The following is a 14,748-nucleotide window of genomic DNA, read 5'->3' on the forward strand; positions in this document are numbered from 1 at the left end:
GCCTGTTTGGTGAGCTCAGCAGGCGCTTGCGCTAGGCTGAGGGACGGCAGGACGGCCAGTGCCGCCGTGAGTAGGATGCGTTTCATAGGCTCTCCAAGTAAGCGATCAATGCATCGCGGTCGGCTGTGGGTAGGTCGATGACCGCATCGCGTTGTGCTTGCGCTTCGCCGCCGTGCCAAAGCACCGCCTCAAGCAGCGAACGCGCGCGCCCGTCATGTAAGAAATAGGTATGTCCGCTGACCTGCTCTGTCATGCCAATGCCCCAGAGTGGTGGCGTGCGCCATTCTTGCCCACTCGCGCGAGCCTCTGGGCGATTGTCAGCAAGGTCAGGGCCCATATTGTGGAGCAGCATGTCTGTGTAAGGCCAGATCAATTGGAAGCTTTGCTCTGGTTGATCCTCAAGACGATGGGTCACGAAGCTGGGTGTGTGGCAGGCGATGCAGCCCGTGGTGTAAAAGATCTCCTTGCCACGCAGGACCTGCGGATCATTCACCTTGCGGCGCGCGGGAACGGCTAGGTTGCTACTGTAAAACGTCACCAGATCAAGCCCGATGTCATCGATCTCAAACACGCGATCATCCGCATCGCCGTGGGTGGCGGATTGGCAATCGCTTTGCGCCGCTGTGCAATCACCTGCGCCAGCGGGATGCAGTGAAGAGGAAATGCCAATATCACCGGAAAACGCGGCGGCGGATTGCTCCAATATACTCGGGTTGCCAGCCTTTAGCCCAAAACGGCCCAGCATAGGTTGATCGTGAACGTGCGACCATACGATATTGGGCCGCCCCGAAATGCCGTCACCATCGCGATCTTCGGGATCGGCGTTGGCTAAAATGTCTGCGGCGGGAATGGCCTCTAACAACCCAAGGCCTATCATCTGCGGCGTCACGCGCGGGCTGAGCATGGCCTGCGGATGTAGATCGCCATACCCAAGATTTGCAGCCCTATAGGTGGGGTGGCGCAAGGAAATCTCAGTGCCGTCAGCGAGGGTGATCACCTCTTCCTCGTAGTTGATATCAAGACGATATTCGGCGGGGTGACCCTGCACGGCGAGGTCCTGCATCTGGCTGCCGTAGGTCGGGTCGGGCAGGGTGGCGATGTAGCCTTCAATCTCGTGCATCGCTTCTGCATCGGGCGCAGGAATTGAGATGCGCAAGAACATCGAAATCGCATTATCATCTGCATTTTCAGGGGGATGGCCGCGGCCGTCCTTGATGTGGCACCGCTGACACGAGCGCGCATTATAGAGCGGACCAAGCCCGTCAGAGGCCAGCGTAGAGGACGGGGACGAAACCCAAAGTTTGCGGAACAGCGCATTGCCGAGTTTGAAGTTAAGTTCGTCCTCAAAGGAGATGTTGTCGGACGCTTGCGAGAACGCATTTGAATCGCTCATGGCACGCACGGTTGCGGCGCCTCCAGAGCGTTCTTCAAACTTTTGCGCCTTGCTGAAATCGTGGGTCGGGGTGGTGACCGCATCGATTCGGGCCGCTTCTGCCGCTGTACGTGGTACAATTTTGAGGTGTAGATCCTCCAACTCAGTGGCAAAGGTGACCGCTGGCTGCGCAAACAGCAAAAAAATCGTTCCAAATGATGTGAGTTTCAAGGTCTGGACTTTCTTCTCTTCCTATTTCTGATTAATATACTCAGGAACGAAGGGCGGCGAGTCCTTAAATTCGAAATTTGGACGTGAAGGCCGCGACATGACGCCTCTTGTTAAACATCTACCGCTCGAGCAGCGAGACATCGTCACGCATAAAATTGATGACCGCTGGCGCAGTGTTTTGACCCATGTTCGGCTGATTGCCTTGCAATGTCGCAGCGCGGCGCGTTCTGATCTTTTCAAGGCTTGTGCCTTGTTATCACTGGAAGAAAACGTAGCGCGCGATGCGCATCTGACGGCCCTATTGAAGGGGCTGCGCAATGCGATGTCGCGCGATCCTGTTTTCTTCAGACCCGGTGTTTATGAAACAAGTTTTGACGAGAATTGGTTGATCCAAGCCTTGTGTGCGCGTGAGGCGGAAGACTGGGACAGTTTTCGCTTTCTCATCCACTCCCGTATCGCCCCATCGCACAGGCGGCATGTGATTTTCCTCATCTGCGGGATACTGGAGCAAAATTGTAAAGTTTAGAATTATTCTAAACTGGTCTTGGCATCTGTGAAAATTTCATTATTTATGGTGAGGCAAGCCAGCGATAGAGCAAGCCAGCACCACATTTACGAAATTCAGAATGGAGCTCGGTATGACCCAGACCGCAATGACACTTTCACAAGACGCGAGCGCGGCAATTGTTGAAGCACTGAATCAATCAGTTGCAGAGACGGCAGTGGCGACGATGCTTGCTCAAAACTTTCACTGGAACGTTACAGGCATGGCATTTGGCCCGCTGCACGATCTGTTCCAAAAAATTTACGAAGATCACTTCATCGCGCAGGACGATCTGGCCGAGCGTATCAAAGCGCTAGATGGTCACGCCGAAGGCACGCTTGCGGGCATGTTGAAACGCTCCAAAGTTGCAGAGCATTCTGGCGACGCGAGCGACAAAGAAATGATCAAAGCGATGATGGAAGCGCAAGAAACGCTTGCCTCCACGATTGCGGGCTGCGGTGAAATAGCGGCAAGCCATGGCGATACTTTGACCGAAGATCTGTGCATTGCACGCGGTCAAACGCATGAGAAATTTGCTTGGTTCCTGCGCGCGATGCTGCGCTAAGCCGCTTAAACTAAACTAAATCAAGGCGCTAGACGGTATCAAACGGTACTCTGGCGCCTTTTTTGCGGCATTTCTTTTCATAGGCACCACGCCAGCCTTTGAACTTACCTAGATGCTCTTGCTGCGTCATGAGCATTTCAACAAACGCTTCTTTGTGTTTGTTCTTCTTCAACTCTTTGAACAGCGACTTTTGCGCCTTCGTCATCGCGCAACCAATGCAATGACCTTCGCGTTTGTATTTGCACACATCGATGCAGGGTGAGGGCGTTTTACTCATGATCTTTACCTTGCGTGAAAAAGGAGGGCGCGCCGCGCCCTCCTTAAGCTGGGTGTCAAAACGGTCGGGTTATTGAAACACAGCTTCCGGATCGTCGAGGCTGTCTGAGCCTTCAAACGCGATTTGGTCAAGGCCAAGCGCCGTTACAACACGTTCGATTGAACGGGTTTGATCGATCAAGCCGTTCACGCCGCCCATGACCAAGGCTTCACCGGCCTCATTTCCGCGTTCAATCATTTGATCGTAGGAAAAGCCTGCTTCGGCTGCGGTTTTGATACGGCCAAGTGCCAACATTGTTGTGCTGAGCTTGGCTTGCATTTCTGTGTCGAGCGCTGCGTCCGCTTCTGCGACTAAATCCGCGAGGGAGGGGCCAGATACGAGCGAGCCATCAACGCGGACATATTCACCGAGGTAGACGTTTTGCACGCCAAGGCCGTCAAAATAGTGGCTGTTGTGCGTGTTGTCAGAGAAGCAATCGTGCTCTTCTTCCGGATCGTTGAGCATGAGGCCGAGGCGCATACGCTCACCAGCGGTTTCACCGTAAGACAAGGAGCCCATGCCCGTCAGGATCGCGGCGAGACCTGCGTCCTCATTCGCTGTCAGCTCTGCACGTGCGGCGCCCTCTGAGCCCCATTGCGCGACCATGAACTCAAGGTCGGTGATGAGAAGGTCTGTCGCGGCCTGCAGGTAGTCTGCGCGGCGATCGCAGTTGCCATTCGTGCAAGCGTCGCCCGCAGCAAAGTCGGTCCAAGAGCGGTTGCCAGCGCCAGCGCCGTGACCGTTAAGGTCCTGACCCCAAAGCAGGAATTCAATCGCGTGGTAGCCTGTGGCCACGTTTGATTCAATGCCATCTGCTTCCTGCAACGTTTCTTCCAGAAGCGCAGGTGTGATCGCGCTTGCATCAACATCTGTGCCAGACAGTTTGAAGGATGCGTTTGCAATGACGTTCAACGCTGCGAATTCGTTTTCATCGGATGGGCCGCCGTAGGAGGCGTCGACGTAGTCGATCAGACCTTCGTCGAGCGGCCAAGCGTTTACTTTGCCTTCCCAGTCATCAACGATTGCGTTGCCGAAGCGAAAGACTTCTGACTGCTGATATGGGACGCGGGCCGCAAGCCAAGCCACGCGCGCTGCGGTCAGGTTTTCTGCGGATGGATCACTTGCCAGAGCCTTTACCGCTGCGTTCAAACGCTGCGCTGTTACGAGGCTGTCTTCATACTTTGCGACTGCGATGTTTGCATAAGTATCAAGGACTTGTGCCTTTTCAACAGCCATTGCGGGGGATGCAAACGCCAAAGCGACGGCTGTGGAAAGCAGATAGTTTCGTTTCATATTTTTTCCGATTTAATGAAGTGTCGTTACGTTGGAAGGTGGATAAGGGGTGACATCGCGTGGCACGCTCAGATGCATCTGTTTAAGCGCGAGGCCAAAACTTGCAGCAAGGTTTGAAACAAGCGGTGCAACATCGGCGCGCACAAGCAAGGTCGCGATGAGCATGGCATCTTCGCGCTCGCCCATTGCGGCGCTTGCGATGAAATTCGCAAAGCAGGATTCATCAGATCCCAGGCATTTGCATTGAACAGAATGGCGCATCAGCGGGCGACGACCATGACGAGCGCATAGATCACAGAGCTGTTCAAACGACTGCAACGCACGCGCGCCTTTTTCAGCGCCAAGCGTGCAGATGAAATCGTTACGCACCTGCATTTGCGAGTCCGCCCCATTGCACCAAAGACGGAGATAAATGACAGCAGCAGCTTCGACGCTATCAAGCTCGTTCAGGAAGCCAACTGCCGTGCCACCACGGTTGTGTTGACGCGATTGGGCGCGGTGCGACTGGTTCATTTCGTCAAGATCAACTTGCCCGCACGTGTGATGCGCAGCGTGTAAGTTTGCGAATCCAAAGCGATTTGCGCCAATTCACCGCCTTCGGTCAGATCGCGTGCGGAGTAGGTGGGCAGGACCTGTTGTTGTTCTTGCTTTGGCGGAACGGAGTGAAAGCTCATCACATCAACCCCCACAGTTTTGCAGTCGGTGTTTGGCGCAGAGTGTCATGTTGCATGTTGAAATCCTTACATCTCTCATAGGTCGGCTTCCCATGTAGACTCAGGGTGGCTTGACTAATCTATTTCTGAGTTATTTGCTCGGATAAGTCAACCCGACAAAATTAGTTGGGTATTATGTCGGGCAAAAAAAATCGCAGCCTGTCGTCAAGCAGACTGCGATCTCTCAATTGAAATGGTGGATATTTCTATTCTGCGCTGCGCAAAACCATATGCGGTTGCCCGTCTGAGGTTTTGGCAGGCGTGGTGCCATCTTCGTTTAGTGTCACGTTTACCTGCCGTCGATACGAGCTAAACGCGTCTGATGTCACCACATCGACAGGGGTGTCGAAGATAACTGTGACATACCAAAAGCCTGCATTGGCCGAGCGCACAGCTTTCAAGGTGCCCTCAAAGGCATGTCCCAGATAGGTGCCAGACACGCGTTGCCCGACAAACCAACCGCGTGGTGCGTTTGATTTGGACATGGCGCTCAATGTGTTCCAATCGCGATAGCCCCATTGCCGGGCAATGGTTTCGAGCGCGAGGGATTGCGTAATGGGTGTTTGTTTTTCCGCCATTGCGCCGCGGAGGCGTTTGGCTTGCGCCTTAAGCGCATCAATAGAGGGCACGGGTGTGCCACCAGTCGTTTGTGTCATTGGTTTAGTCCCATTTGAATATGGGTCACGAAAGCATTGGGGGTGTTCGCATTGCCACCGTCTTGTGACCATAAGTCAAAGGGGTGAAGGTCGTATAGGTGCTGCATTTACCTAAAGGTTGCCCTCGCGAACGGCAGGAGGCAGCGCTCCTGAGGCTCATTTAGGATGTGGATGATGGTTTGTCTAGACCATTGCGCAGCCAAATATAGGACAGCACCGCAGATCCGAGCGCGGGCAGCGTCAACAAAAGCGATGCCGCCGTCACATACATCGATAAATGTTGGTGCGGCTCAAGCGGGGTATGTACCTTGCCGGTTGTGCGAAGATGTTCGCGTAACATATCGAGCGCCGCATCCTGTTTGAGCAACGCGGCGGGGCGATTGAGTTTGGGCACGGCTTCAGGTGCTTTTGGCGTGTTTTTCTGTGGGCTTGGGTTGGAAAAGTTCTCGCTGGCGTCTTGTACCAGCATGTCCAGATAGCCGACCATCTTTCCCAGTGCTTCGTTGAAGTCGTCCATCACATCTGCGGTCAATGCGCGGACCTCGTCATGCCAAAGCACTGCATTTGCAGCTACGATCTGAGTGAGCCGTTGCGTAAGCTCTTGGGAAATATGCGAACAATCAGCTTCTTCGATAGGGGTGTGCCCTGGGACGCTTCCGACGCCTAGGCAGATAAAGGGGGGCGTTTGTGGTGTCGCTTCGATTTCATAAAGGGCAATGCGAAGATTGTCGAAATCCAAGAAAACCAGATCATCGCAATCCCAAGTCACAGAACGCGAGCCTGCATGCTGCGCGACGGCGCTCTTTAGGATTTCGTCCGCCAACAAATCGATTGCTATACTGGGGCAATCCCTGAGCATGATTGCTGCGATATTCGCTCTATAGGCCTGTTTTGCCATCTATCGTGCTTCCCTTCACAAGTCTTGAGTAAGGTATTGTTAAGGAAGGTGGCTGGATTGTGTCGAAAGGTGTATAAAATTAAATTTACACGCTCTGGGTGTTGTTTTTGTTGCTGAGAGCGACGTATTTTCACGCTCTCAGCCTAATTTTTTAGCTCACCAACTGTCAGTTTGTTCTAGCAACGCTGCAATCAGTGAGGGTTTACATTAACCTGCGCGTTGTGCAGCGTAAACGATGGCGCGTAGATAGTTTCCGCTGTCATTCCAGCTTTTCAGCGCTTCATAGTTTCTTGTGCCTTCGCCAAAAGGCTGTCCCGCGCGCCAACCGTTTTGGCGCAGCATGTTTGCCGCTGTCGCGAGCGCATCCACTGCATTGTAGGGATCCGTGCGTCCGTCACCATTTCCGTCGACGCGGAAACGTAGCCAGTTTCCAGCAAGAAACTGCATATGACCCAGCTCGCCAGAGGGGCCACCACCAGTCTGTGGGCTGACCATGCCCGCATCAATCATTTGCAGCGCGGCAATTGTATGCGGTTGGAACTTCGGGTGGCGGCGGCAATAAGAGGACAGGGTGACAGCGCCGCTGACCACAGGTGTCTTGCCGAGATAACCGCCCCAGCTTGTTTCCAAACCCCAAATTGTCGCAAGAAGGCTTGCAGGAACGCCAAATCGTTGCTCGATGGCGTTAAAGGTGTTCCTGTTGCTCGCAACTTTGCTGCTCACACGTTTGATGAAGGCATCCGCAGAACCGCCAGAGCGCTTTGACAAAAAGCGTGCGGGATCGCTTTGCAGAGTACCTGTTTGGTTGCTTGGATTTGATTCAAAGCGCCAAGTGATGCCAGACAGTTTGGCGTTCGCCAAAGCGTTCAAACCGCGTTGGCCCACACCTGATGACTGGGCCAGACCGGCCAATGTCTGTTTGTAGCTGTTAAAATTTGCTTTGTTAGTAATGCACTCGGCAGAATGTGCACTTTGTGCAGCCAGTACAAAGGCAGCTGCTGCGAAAAAACGTTTCATAAAACTCTCCCAAACCGAACTATTCTTGGGTGGTATGTTACCGTTGAACGGTTTGGGAGCAATGTAAAAACGTCTTAAAGGTATTGAACAGATAGGATTGTTGTAACCATCACAACCAAGGCCAGACGACGCAAAAGGCCGATTGAGCGGTGTTTCCAGCCGTATTTCGCTTTATGGCGGGCTGCGTGTTTGGCTGTGATATGCGCAATGCGCCGTGCAAAGTCCAATTGCCCACGTTTCCATTCATCCAAAGAGGAAATTGGAAACATTTTGGGAAGGCTCATTTGACCCGCTTCAGCGCTATGACCGCCCGATTGCTTGGAAATCAAGGACTGTAGCGTGCGTTCAATATCGCTTTGATCCACCATAAAGGCGGCATTGTTGCGGGTAAGGGAATTCATATTAGGGGAATAGGTCATCGTTAAATTTCACCGTTTGCTGCTCGATGACCTAGGGTTAGGCAGCAAATTGGTGCAAGTTTTGTTTCCAAAATGGAAAATGTTGGCCGAAACGGGCACAATTGTGGCGATTTGGCCCCATTGATTAATGGTTATGGTTGTATTTGGAAAGCATCGGTAAACCTGAAACTCAGCTACCATTCTTTTCATAAGCTTCAAAAAGGTCGGAAACGAGCACACCGTTTATCTTCATTCCGGTCAAATCGGCTTCACAGATTTCAACGTCCCTTAGCGTGGACTGCGAAATGGAGACGCTAGACAAGTTGGCATTTTGAATGTTTGTCCCACCAAGGTTCACATTGTGGAACTTAGCTTCTCCGAGATTAACGTCATCAAAGCTTGCTGCGCTCAGGTTCGTATCTCTGAAGGTGGCATTACTCAAAACAGCAAAGAAACTCGCGCTTTCTAGATTAACGCCATCAAATTGAGCGGCCGCCATATTGGCACGTTCATAGCGAGAGCCTGACAAATCTGGACCGTCGAACGGGTTTTGCATGCTCATCGAGTTTCTCCAATAGATCGCCGCTTATATAGCAGAAAATATCATGCCCGTGATGCTTTGAGAATACCGCGCCTTAGAAAGACAGCCGCACACTTGGATCACAAACAAAAAAGGCGCTCCGAAGAGCGCCTTTTCTTAAGTCTTGGACCGTAACTTATACGGAGTAGTACATGCCATACTCAACTGGGTGTGGCGTGTGCTCATAAAGTTCTACTTCTTCCATTTTCAGAGCGACATAGCCTTCGATCTGATCTTTGGTGAACACGTCGCCTGCCAAGAGGAAGTCGCCGTTTGCTTGCAGCTCGTCCAGAGCTTCACGCAGGGAGCCACATACTGTTGGGATATCCGCCAGCTCTTCCGCAGGAAGGTCATAGAGGTTTTTGTCCATTGCTTCGCCGGGATCAATTTTGTTTTTGATGCCGTCAAGGCCAGCCATAAGAAGTGCTGCGAAGCACAGGTATGGGTTTGCAGATGGATCAGGGAAACGTGCTTCAACGCGCTTCGCTTTCGGGCTTTCTGTCCATGGGATACGGACACAACCGGAACGGTTACGTGCAGAATATGCGCGCAGAACAGGTGCTTCGAAGCCAGGGATCAAACGCTTGTAGCTGTTTGTGGATGGGTTCGTGAACGCGTTCAGAGCTTTCGCGTGCTTCAAGATACCGCCGATGAAGTAGAGCGCTTCTTGAGACAAGTCAGCATATTTGTCGCCAGCGAACAAAGGCTTGCCATCTTTCCAGATGGACATGTTCACGTGCATGCCTGTGCCGTTATCGCCGTAGATTGGCTTTGGCATGAATGTCGCGGATTTGCCGTAGGCGTGTGCCACGTTGTGGATCACGTATTTGTATTTCTGAAGTTCGTCAGCTTGCTTTGTGAGGCTGTCGAAGATCAAGCCAAGCTCGTGCTGGCAAGATGCAACTTCGTGGTGATGCTTATCAACCTTCATGCCGAGACGCTTCATTGTAGAAAGCATTTCGCCGCGCAGGTCTTGAGCTTCGTCGATTGGGTTTACTGGGAAGTAACCACCTTTGACGCCAGGCCGGTGGCCCATGTTGCCCATTTCGTACTCTGTGTCTGTGTTCCAAGCTGCGTCTGTTGCGTCAACTTCGAAGGACACTTTGTTCATTGTGTTGGAGTAACGAACATCGTCGAACAGGAAGAATTCTGCCTCTGGACCCATGTATGCAACGTCGCCGATGCCGGATGCTTTGAGGTATGCTTCTGCTTTTTGTGCTGTGCCGCGTGGGTCACGCTCATATGCTTCGCCTGTGTCAGGCTCAACGATAGAGCAGTGAATGCAGAGCGTTTTCTCAGCATAGAAAGGGTCAAGATAAGTAGATGTTGTATCTGGGACCAATTTCATGTCGGAATTTTCGATAGACTTCCAACCTTCGATGGAAGAACCGTCAAACATGAAGCCTTCTTCGAGGAAGTCTTCGTCAACCAGGTCAACGTCTACTGTAACGTGCTGAACTTTACCGCGTGTATCGGTAAAGCGGATGTCGACATATGCGACTTCCTCATCTTTGATTTGCTTTAGAACGGCTGCAATACTCATGTGCCTTATGTCCTCTTTAGAGTTGATAGTGTTGGTATGACTTACAGAGCGTCCGAGCCGGATTCACCGGTACGGATACGAATGGCTTGTTCAACAGGGCTGATGAAAATCTTGCCGTCGCCGATTTTGTCTGTCTTGGCTGCGTTAACGATAGCTTCAACAGCTGCGTCAACTTGATCGTCGTCCAGAACAACGTCGATTTTAACCTTTGGAAGGAAATCAACAACGTATTCTGCGCCACGGTACAGTTCCGTATGGCCTTTTTGACGACCGAAACCTTTGACTTCAATCACGCTAAGACCCTGAACACCAACGTCTTGAAGTGCTTCTTTCACTTCGTCGAGCTTGAAAGGCTTAATGATCGCTTCGATCTTTTTCATGATGGGTTCCTCCCGTGAATATTCTCATTCGGAGAAACCACTTTAAACAGTGGGGTACAAACGGATAGAGCCAGCGGGCAGGGGGTTTGCGGGATTGCCTGACTGTTCGTGATCTAAAATTGAGCTAATTGCACAAAAAATAGGCGAAATTGAATCTCCGATTTGCGTTACGCGGCTCAGCTTTCGAAGATCATGCTTTTCAAGGTGGGATTGCGCCGCGATTCTAGGCGTTGCAGAATTTCTATACACTATGGGGCGCTTCGGAAAACAGTTGCGGCCGATAGCCCGCTTAGCCGTCCAGTGTTTGGCACCCAATTTCCATGCCGCCCGCATATAAAACATGTGGATCATCAAAAATCAGTTCAATAATGTCATGTTCTTTTGGCGCACTGAGGGTCACATACTCCCCATCGATCAAATCCTCGGCAGGCACCATTTTCTCTTTGGAGGCATAGAGCGCTTGGGCGCGCCAATCGCGGATCAATAGTTTTGTCCCGATGGGAACGATGAGATCGTCTTCGGGGCGATTGTGTCCGAGAGAGCCTGCTTTGATATGCACGGTATCAATCGTAATGCGCTTGCGACGCACACCGCGCAAGATAACCATGCCCGCGTCGCGCGTAATAATGCGATCACCGGGCGCGATGTCGCCCGCAGGCAATTCGCCGTCCATCGTATAGACAATTGTATCTGCGCAAAGACCGCTTTGGCGCTGCTTGGCATGCGCTGCTTGATCTTTTGAGGTCTGTAAGTCCTCATCGCGCTGGGGCGAGTGCTGCTCCATGGGCGAATATCCTGTCTGCTCTAGTGGTCATTTTCGACCTTGTTAAGAAAAGGTTAATCGCAATCTGTACGCGAATCTAGCGTCTTCTAGGGTTGCATTCAGGAAGTGTGACAATTTTAGTTTCGCAAAGCTGCATTTTTCCTCTCGCCTTACTCAGAACGCTTTGCTAAGAGGCGCGCAGTGCGGGTGTGGCGGAATTGGTAGACGCACCAGATTTAGGTTCTGGCGCCGCGAGGCGTGGGGGTTCGAGTCCCTTCACCCGCACCATTTCACAAAACACTTTGGATCTAGTTGTGCGCCCCTCAGACGAGCGGGACAGGGACGTATCTGAATGCGTCGCCCATGCGCACAATGCGTCCAACGCCGGGAAACGGGAAATGATAGCCTGCGATCAGGAGTTGTTCGTCGGCGGCTTGGGACAGCAGCCGTTTGCGCGTTTGAACGGCGAGGGGTTTTTTGATATCCGCGCCCACGGTCCAATCGGGACGCTCTAGGCCCGCGATGTAGTGAACAGCCGTGTCGACGAGATGCAACAGGGTGCTGCCTTGGCTTTCCAAACGAATGGCATAGTGACCATGGGTGTGACCGGGCGCGGCGACCGCAAAAATGCCGGGCGCAATTTCTTGACCATCGGAATAACTGCGCATGCCATGGGCCACAGGCAACAGATGGCGGCGGCATTCTTCGATCATCTTGCGCAAACTTTTGGGTGCGCGGTTCGGATCTTGGGTCCAAAACTCAAATTCGATGTCGGGCAGGTAGTGCAAGGCGTTGGGAAAAACGCGTTCGCCTTGCAATGTCAGACCGCCCACATGATCGGGGTGGCCGTGGGTCAAAACAATGATGTCGATGTCGGCGGCAGACAGACCTAGGGATTGAAGCGATGAGACCAGACGCCCATTGTCTCGCTCATTACCGTGAAACGTCGTATCGCCCATGCCTGTGTCGATCAAAACGCGGGTGCCTTCTGTTTCGATCAGCATGATCTGCAAGGGCATTTCGGCCTGCGTCGCAGATAGGCCGTAACCCGACAAAAGCTCGCCAATGGCTGCCTTGCCTGCGTTTGCCGCGAACATCCCGACGCCCATGGAAAAACTACCGTCATCAATGATGCTGATCGTCATATCGCCCAGCATAAAGCGTCGGATCGCGCGCATTGGCATTTGATCGCTCGCATCTGCAGGGCCACTCGGGATCAAGTACAGCCCAGTCCCCGCGCTTAATCCCAGAATGGCATTTCGCCTCGTGATCAGTGAGGGCATGTTTCGTCTCCGGTCTTTGGCTGGTTTGTTGCTGAACTTCCCCTTTATCGGCGTCGTGACGCAAATCACGTTGTGGAGAGCGCGCAGTGCTTAGCGACGCGCAACCTTGCCCATTTGAGAGGCGTTTTGATGCAAAATCGTGGCGGATTTGGCGCTTCTTACGCAAAGTTCCCCCGTTGATTTCACAATTTCTTTGAGCACTTGTTGTTATGGGAATATGGTCTGGGAGTTATCTTCTTGCGCGTCGAGCATATAAAAAAATAAAGCAGCGTAAGGAGTATAGTTCTAATTGAGGTAGGACAATTATGCCATTTACAGATGTCATAGATAACTATGCCAATGGTGCCACAGGCACGCTTTCCACGACGGATGGTGGGTCGGTTGGCTATACCGTGACTGCCAACGTCAGTACAATCTCACGTCCCAATACCGATCAAGGTGCGCAAGTCACCGCAGATGGTTCACGGTCTGTTACCGTAGATTTTGATGATCCGATCCACGGTCTGACAATAAGCGTTGATCGAAGCAATCCGGGCGAAGTTTACTTTGTTGAAATTGACGGTGTGGTGATCGATCTGAACGCCGCTATCGCAGACGGTTCGGTTGTCTTCAGCCAGTCCGGTGCGTCGACACATTTCATCACAGCCACCGGCGGTATTTCGAGCACGGGTGGACCAACGAACGGCAGTCTTGGTCTTTTGCATTTTGAATCCGATGTAACATCCGTGCGCATTTTTGGAACGGGCGGCACCAGCGGCAACTGGGATCTGTTCGAAATCGGGGTTGATTCCGATGATTTCCGAGTAGTGTGTTTTACGCAAGATACGCTCATCAGAACGCCCTTGGGCGAGCGAAAGGTGTCGTCGCTGAAAGCCGGCGATTGCGTCGAAACCGCGGAAGGCAAGCTGCGCAAGATTATCCGCACGAACCTGCGTAAAATCAGCGCTTTACAGCAAGCGCGTGAACCGCGCCTGCGACCCATTCGCATCAAAGCGGGTGCATTGGGGCATGGGCTTCCTGAACGCGATCTTTTGGTTTCGCGCCAGCACCGCGTTCTTGTGTCCTCACGCATTGCGCAGCGCATTGTTGGCCATGCGGAAATCCTCGTACCGGCTATCCAACTCGTCGGGATTGAGGGGGTTGAGATCGACAACTCTTTAACGCCTTTGGAATATCATCATTTCCTCTTTGACGAACATGAAGTGGTGCTCGCAAATGGCGCCCCAGCTGAAAGCCTGTACTTGGGCGCAGAGGCGCATTTGGCGTTGGATCAGGCGGGTGAAATGGATGAAGTTCAAACCCGTGATGTGGTTGAACTTCCCAAGATGCGGCCTGCGCGCATGCTTCCTCATGCGAAGCAAATAAAGCGCATTATTGCTGCGCATAAGCGACATGGCCGCCCCATTTTGGAAGCGATGGCAGGGTCATTAGGGCACGCCGCGCTGCGGTCTGCATGATACAGATCGTGCGCAGGCTCTTCTTACAGAGCCTGCACATGATGTCTTAAACTTATGTGCTAAGCGACCTTAAGTCGGCGCATGCTGACAATGTATCCGGTGATTTGAAGGGCACCGAACGCGAATTCGGGCACGAAGAAGAACCAAATCAACGGGCTTGCCCCAGTCATCAATGCGTTTAGCATTGCGATGCAGAACAGCATGCGGCCGAAACCGTCGAAGACTGCCAAACGGACATCAGCAAGATACAATCGCACGGTTGCCCAAATTGTGACGACGGAGCCGAAGAAATTGGCGAACAGCACGCTATGAGGGGATAATGCCTCTAATGGAGACAGTCCCAAAACATCGTGCAGCGGAGCCATGACGCCGCCCCAGACAAAGGCAAGCGTAAAAGGCAGTGCAAACGGCGAAGATACTGCCAAATCATACCACGAAGAGGCGACGAAGACCTTTTTATTCATTCCATCACAAAACATATTTTACCCTTTTGATTGCTTTGGGCGGCTGTATAACCCTTGGACCATGGTCTAAGGTCAAGCTATATGTTGAAGATTGGTGAACTGGCAAAACGTACGGGCGTGAGCACCGATACATTGCGTCTTTATGAACGGCGTGGATTGATTCAATCAGAACGCATGGCGAATGGGTATCGGGTCTATCAGCATGACTTTGAACGGGTGGTTCACTTGATCCGACAGGGCCAGAGACTGGGCTTCACGCTCCGTGAAATGGCGGA

Annotated in this window: 19 protein-coding genes and 1 tRNA gene; 5 read left to right on the plus strand and 15 right to left on the minus strand. The window is 52.4% G+C overall.

Translation table 11 applies throughout. The annotated features are described in order from the left end of the window. Positions 1-82 precede the first annotated feature (82 nt). Positions 83-1,579 (minus strand): di-heme oxidoredictase family protein, encoded by a 1,497-nt coding sequence (locus ABJQ89_RS11635; RefSeq protein WP_348496417.1) that lies wholly within the window; start codon positions 1,577-1,579, stop codon positions 83-85. A gap of 121 nt (positions 1,580-1,700) precedes the next feature. Between ABJQ89_RS11635 and ABJQ89_RS11640 the strand changes: the two genes are divergently transcribed. Together ABJQ89_RS11640 and ABJQ89_RS11645 are read left to right on the plus strand one after the other, a co-directional pair. Continuing rightward, on the plus strand, positions 1,701-2,129 hold the full coding sequence (locus ABJQ89_RS11640) for a hypothetical protein (protein ID WP_348496399.1): 429 nt from the start codon (positions 1,701-1,703) through the stop codon (positions 2,127-2,129). Between the two features lie 112 nt (positions 2,130-2,241). Further along, on the plus strand, positions 2,242-2,712 hold the full coding sequence (locus tag ABJQ89_RS11645; protein WP_348496400.1) for a DNA starvation/stationary phase protection protein: 471 nt from the start codon (positions 2,242-2,244) through the stop codon (positions 2,710-2,712). Positions 2,713-2,740: 28 nt separating this feature from the next. Here ABJQ89_RS11645 and ABJQ89_RS11650 read toward each other — a convergent pair whose 3' ends face one another. The 12 genes from ABJQ89_RS11650 to ABJQ89_RS11705 all read right to left on the minus strand — a co-directional run bounded on the left by ABJQ89_RS11650 (position 2,741) and on the right by ABJQ89_RS11705 (position 11,290). Further along, entirely contained in the window at positions 2,741-2,989 is a 249-nt protein-coding gene (locus tag ABJQ89_RS11650) for a DUF1289 domain-containing protein (protein ID WP_348496401.1), read from the minus strand. A 69-nt stretch (positions 2,990-3,058) separates the two neighbouring features. Next, positions 3,059-4,321, minus strand: a complete 1,263-nt coding sequence (locus ABJQ89_RS11655; protein ID WP_348496402.1) for an imelysin family protein — start codon at positions 4,319-4,321, stop codon at positions 3,059-3,061. 12 nt (positions 4,322-4,333) lie between these two features. After that, the gene (locus ABJQ89_RS11660; RefSeq protein ID WP_348496403.1) at positions 4,334-4,834 is read right to left on the minus strand and encodes a hypothetical protein; all 501 of its coding nucleotides are present in this window, start codon (positions 4,832-4,834) and stop codon (positions 4,334-4,336) included. Then, positions 4,831-4,995 carry a hemin uptake protein HemP gene (locus ABJQ89_RS11665; protein ID WP_348496404.1) on the minus strand — a complete coding sequence of 55 codons (165 nt, stop codon included), beginning with the start codon at positions 4,993-4,995 and terminating at the stop codon, positions 4,831-4,833. The genes ABJQ89_RS11660 and ABJQ89_RS11665 overlap by 4 nt, the downstream gene beginning before the upstream one ends. Positions 4,996-5,240: 245 nt before the next feature. Next, on the minus strand, positions 5,241-5,690 hold the full coding sequence (locus ABJQ89_RS11670) for a glyoxalase superfamily protein (protein WP_348496405.1): 450 nt from the start codon (positions 5,688-5,690) through the stop codon (positions 5,241-5,243). A gap of 160 nt (positions 5,691-5,850) precedes the next feature. Further along, the gene (locus tag ABJQ89_RS11675) at positions 5,851-6,588 is read right to left on the minus strand and encodes a hypothetical protein (RefSeq protein ID WP_348496406.1); all 738 of its coding nucleotides are present in this window, start codon (positions 6,586-6,588) and stop codon (positions 5,851-5,853) included. A gap of 207 nt (positions 6,589-6,795) precedes the next feature. Continuing rightward, positions 6,796-7,605, minus strand: a complete 810-nt coding sequence (locus ABJQ89_RS11680) for a lytic murein transglycosylase (protein WP_348496407.1) — start codon at positions 7,603-7,605, stop codon at positions 6,796-6,798. Positions 7,606-7,679: 74 nt separating this feature from the next. Beyond that, positions 7,680-8,024: a hypothetical protein gene (locus tag ABJQ89_RS11685; protein WP_348496408.1), complete on the minus strand. Its 345-nt coding sequence runs from the start codon at positions 8,022-8,024 to the stop codon at positions 7,680-7,682. A 169-nt stretch (positions 8,025-8,193) separates the two neighbouring features. Then, positions 8,194-8,565 carry a pentapeptide repeat-containing protein gene (locus ABJQ89_RS11690; RefSeq protein ID WP_348496409.1) on the minus strand — a complete coding sequence of 124 codons (372 nt, stop codon included), beginning with the start codon at positions 8,563-8,565 and terminating at the stop codon, positions 8,194-8,196. Between the two features lie 154 nt (positions 8,566-8,719). Beyond that, positions 8,720-10,126, minus strand: coding sequence for a type I glutamate--ammonia ligase (gene glnA / locus ABJQ89_RS11695; RefSeq protein ID WP_348496410.1), 1,407 nt, complete (start codon positions 10,124-10,126; stop codon positions 8,720-8,722). Positions 10,127-10,167: 41 nt separating this feature from the next. Continuing rightward, on the minus strand, positions 10,168-10,506 hold the full coding sequence (locus tag ABJQ89_RS11700; RefSeq protein WP_348496411.1) for a P-II family nitrogen regulator: 339 nt from the start codon (positions 10,504-10,506) through the stop codon (positions 10,168-10,170). Between the two features lie 289 nt (positions 10,507-10,795). Further along, on the minus strand, positions 10,796-11,290 hold the full coding sequence (locus ABJQ89_RS11705) for a Hint domain-containing protein (RefSeq protein WP_348496412.1): 495 nt from the start codon (positions 11,288-11,290) through the stop codon (positions 10,796-10,798). Positions 11,291-11,472: 182 nt separating this feature from the next. On the opposite strand from ABJQ89_RS11705, the gene ABJQ89_RS11710 reads away from it, so the two are divergent. Continuing rightward, positions 11,473-11,557 (plus strand) — tRNA-Leu (locus ABJQ89_RS11710). Positions 11,558-11,592: 35 nt separating this feature from the next. Here the strand turns inward: ABJQ89_RS11710 and ABJQ89_RS11715 are convergent. Continuing rightward, positions 11,593-12,552, minus strand: coding sequence for an MBL fold metallo-hydrolase (locus tag ABJQ89_RS11715; RefSeq protein ID WP_348496413.1), 960 nt, complete (start codon positions 12,550-12,552; stop codon positions 11,593-11,595). 305 nt (positions 12,553-12,857) lie between these two features. Here ABJQ89_RS11715 and ABJQ89_RS11720 point away from each other — a divergent pair, with 305 nt between their 5' ends. Continuing rightward, positions 12,858-14,009, plus strand: coding sequence for a Hint domain-containing protein (locus tag ABJQ89_RS11720; protein WP_348496414.1), 1,152 nt, complete (start codon positions 12,858-12,860; stop codon positions 14,007-14,009). 59 nt (positions 14,010-14,068) lie between these two features. Here ABJQ89_RS11720 and ABJQ89_RS11725 read toward each other — a convergent pair whose 3' ends face one another. Next, on the minus strand, positions 14,069-14,473 hold the full coding sequence (locus tag ABJQ89_RS11725) for a hypothetical protein (RefSeq protein WP_348496415.1): 405 nt from the start codon (positions 14,471-14,473) through the stop codon (positions 14,069-14,071). Positions 14,474-14,554: 81 nt separating this feature from the next. Between ABJQ89_RS11725 and ABJQ89_RS11730 the strand changes: the two genes are divergently transcribed. Beyond that, positions 14,555-14,748: MerR family DNA-binding transcriptional regulator (locus ABJQ89_RS11730; protein ID WP_348496416.1), on the plus strand; the 194-nt coding region annotated here is incomplete at its 3' end.

The sequence above is a fragment of the Planktotalea sp. genome, from assembly GCF_039984035.1.
Lineage (GTDB): Bacteria > Pseudomonadota > Alphaproteobacteria > Rhodobacterales > Rhodobacteraceae > Planktotalea.

Coding starts and splice junctions, on each gene's coding strand:
- ABJQ89_RS11645 (WP_348496400.1), top strand. CDS start 2,242: ATGACCCAGACCGCAATGACACTTTCACAAGACGCGAGCGCGGCAATT.
- ABJQ89_RS11700 (WP_348496411.1), bottom strand. CDS start 10,506: ATGAAAAAGATCGAAGCGATCATTAAGCCTTTCAAGCTCGACGAAGTG.
- ABJQ89_RS11660 (WP_348496403.1), bottom strand. CDS start 4,834: ATGAACCAGTCGCACCGCGCCCAATCGCGTCAACACAACCGTGGTGGC.
- ABJQ89_RS11665 (WP_348496404.1), bottom strand. CDS start 4,995: ATGAGCTTTCACTCCGTTCCGCCAAAGCAAGAACAACAACAGGTCCTG.
- ABJQ89_RS11720 (WP_348496414.1), top strand. CDS start 12,858: ATGCCATTTACAGATGTCATAGATAACTATGCCAATGGTGCCACAGGC.
- ABJQ89_RS11705 (WP_348496412.1), bottom strand. CDS start 11,290: ATGGAGCAGCACTCGCCCCAGCGCGATGAGGACTTACAGACCTCAAAA.
- ABJQ89_RS11690 (WP_348496409.1), bottom strand. CDS start 8,565: ATGAGCATGCAAAACCCGTTCGACGGTCCAGATTTGTCAGGCTCTCGC.
- ABJQ89_RS11680 (WP_348496407.1), bottom strand. CDS start 7,605: ATGAAACGTTTTTTCGCAGCAGCTGCCTTTGTACTGGCTGCACAAAGT.
- ABJQ89_RS11685 (WP_348496408.1), bottom strand. CDS start 8,024: ATGACCTATTCCCCTAATATGAATTCCCTTACCCGCAACAATGCCGCC.
- glnA (WP_348496410.1), bottom strand. CDS start 10,126: ATGAGTATTGCAGCCGTTCTAAAGCAAATCAAAGATGAGGAAGTCGCA.
- ABJQ89_RS11715 (WP_348496413.1), bottom strand. CDS start 12,552: ATGCCCTCACTGATCACGAGGCGAAATGCCATTCTGGGATTAAGCGCG.
- ABJQ89_RS11640 (WP_348496399.1), top strand. CDS start 1,701: ATGACGCCTCTTGTTAAACATCTACCGCTCGAGCAGCGAGACATCGTC.
- ABJQ89_RS11655 (WP_348496402.1), bottom strand. CDS start 4,321: ATGAAACGAAACTATCTGCTTTCCACAGCCGTCGCTTTGGCGTTTGCA.
- ABJQ89_RS11725 (WP_348496415.1), bottom strand. CDS start 14,473: ATGAATAAAAAGGTCTTCGTCGCCTCTTCGTGGTATGATTTGGCAGTA.
- ABJQ89_RS11650 (WP_348496401.1), bottom strand. CDS start 2,989: ATGAGTAAAACGCCCTCACCCTGCATCGATGTGTGCAAATACAAACGC.
- ABJQ89_RS11675 (WP_348496406.1), bottom strand. CDS start 6,588: ATGGCAAAACAGGCCTATAGAGCGAATATCGCAGCAATCATGCTCAGG.
- ABJQ89_RS11670 (WP_348496405.1), bottom strand. CDS start 5,690: ATGACACAAACGACTGGTGGCACACCCGTGCCCTCTATTGATGCGCTT.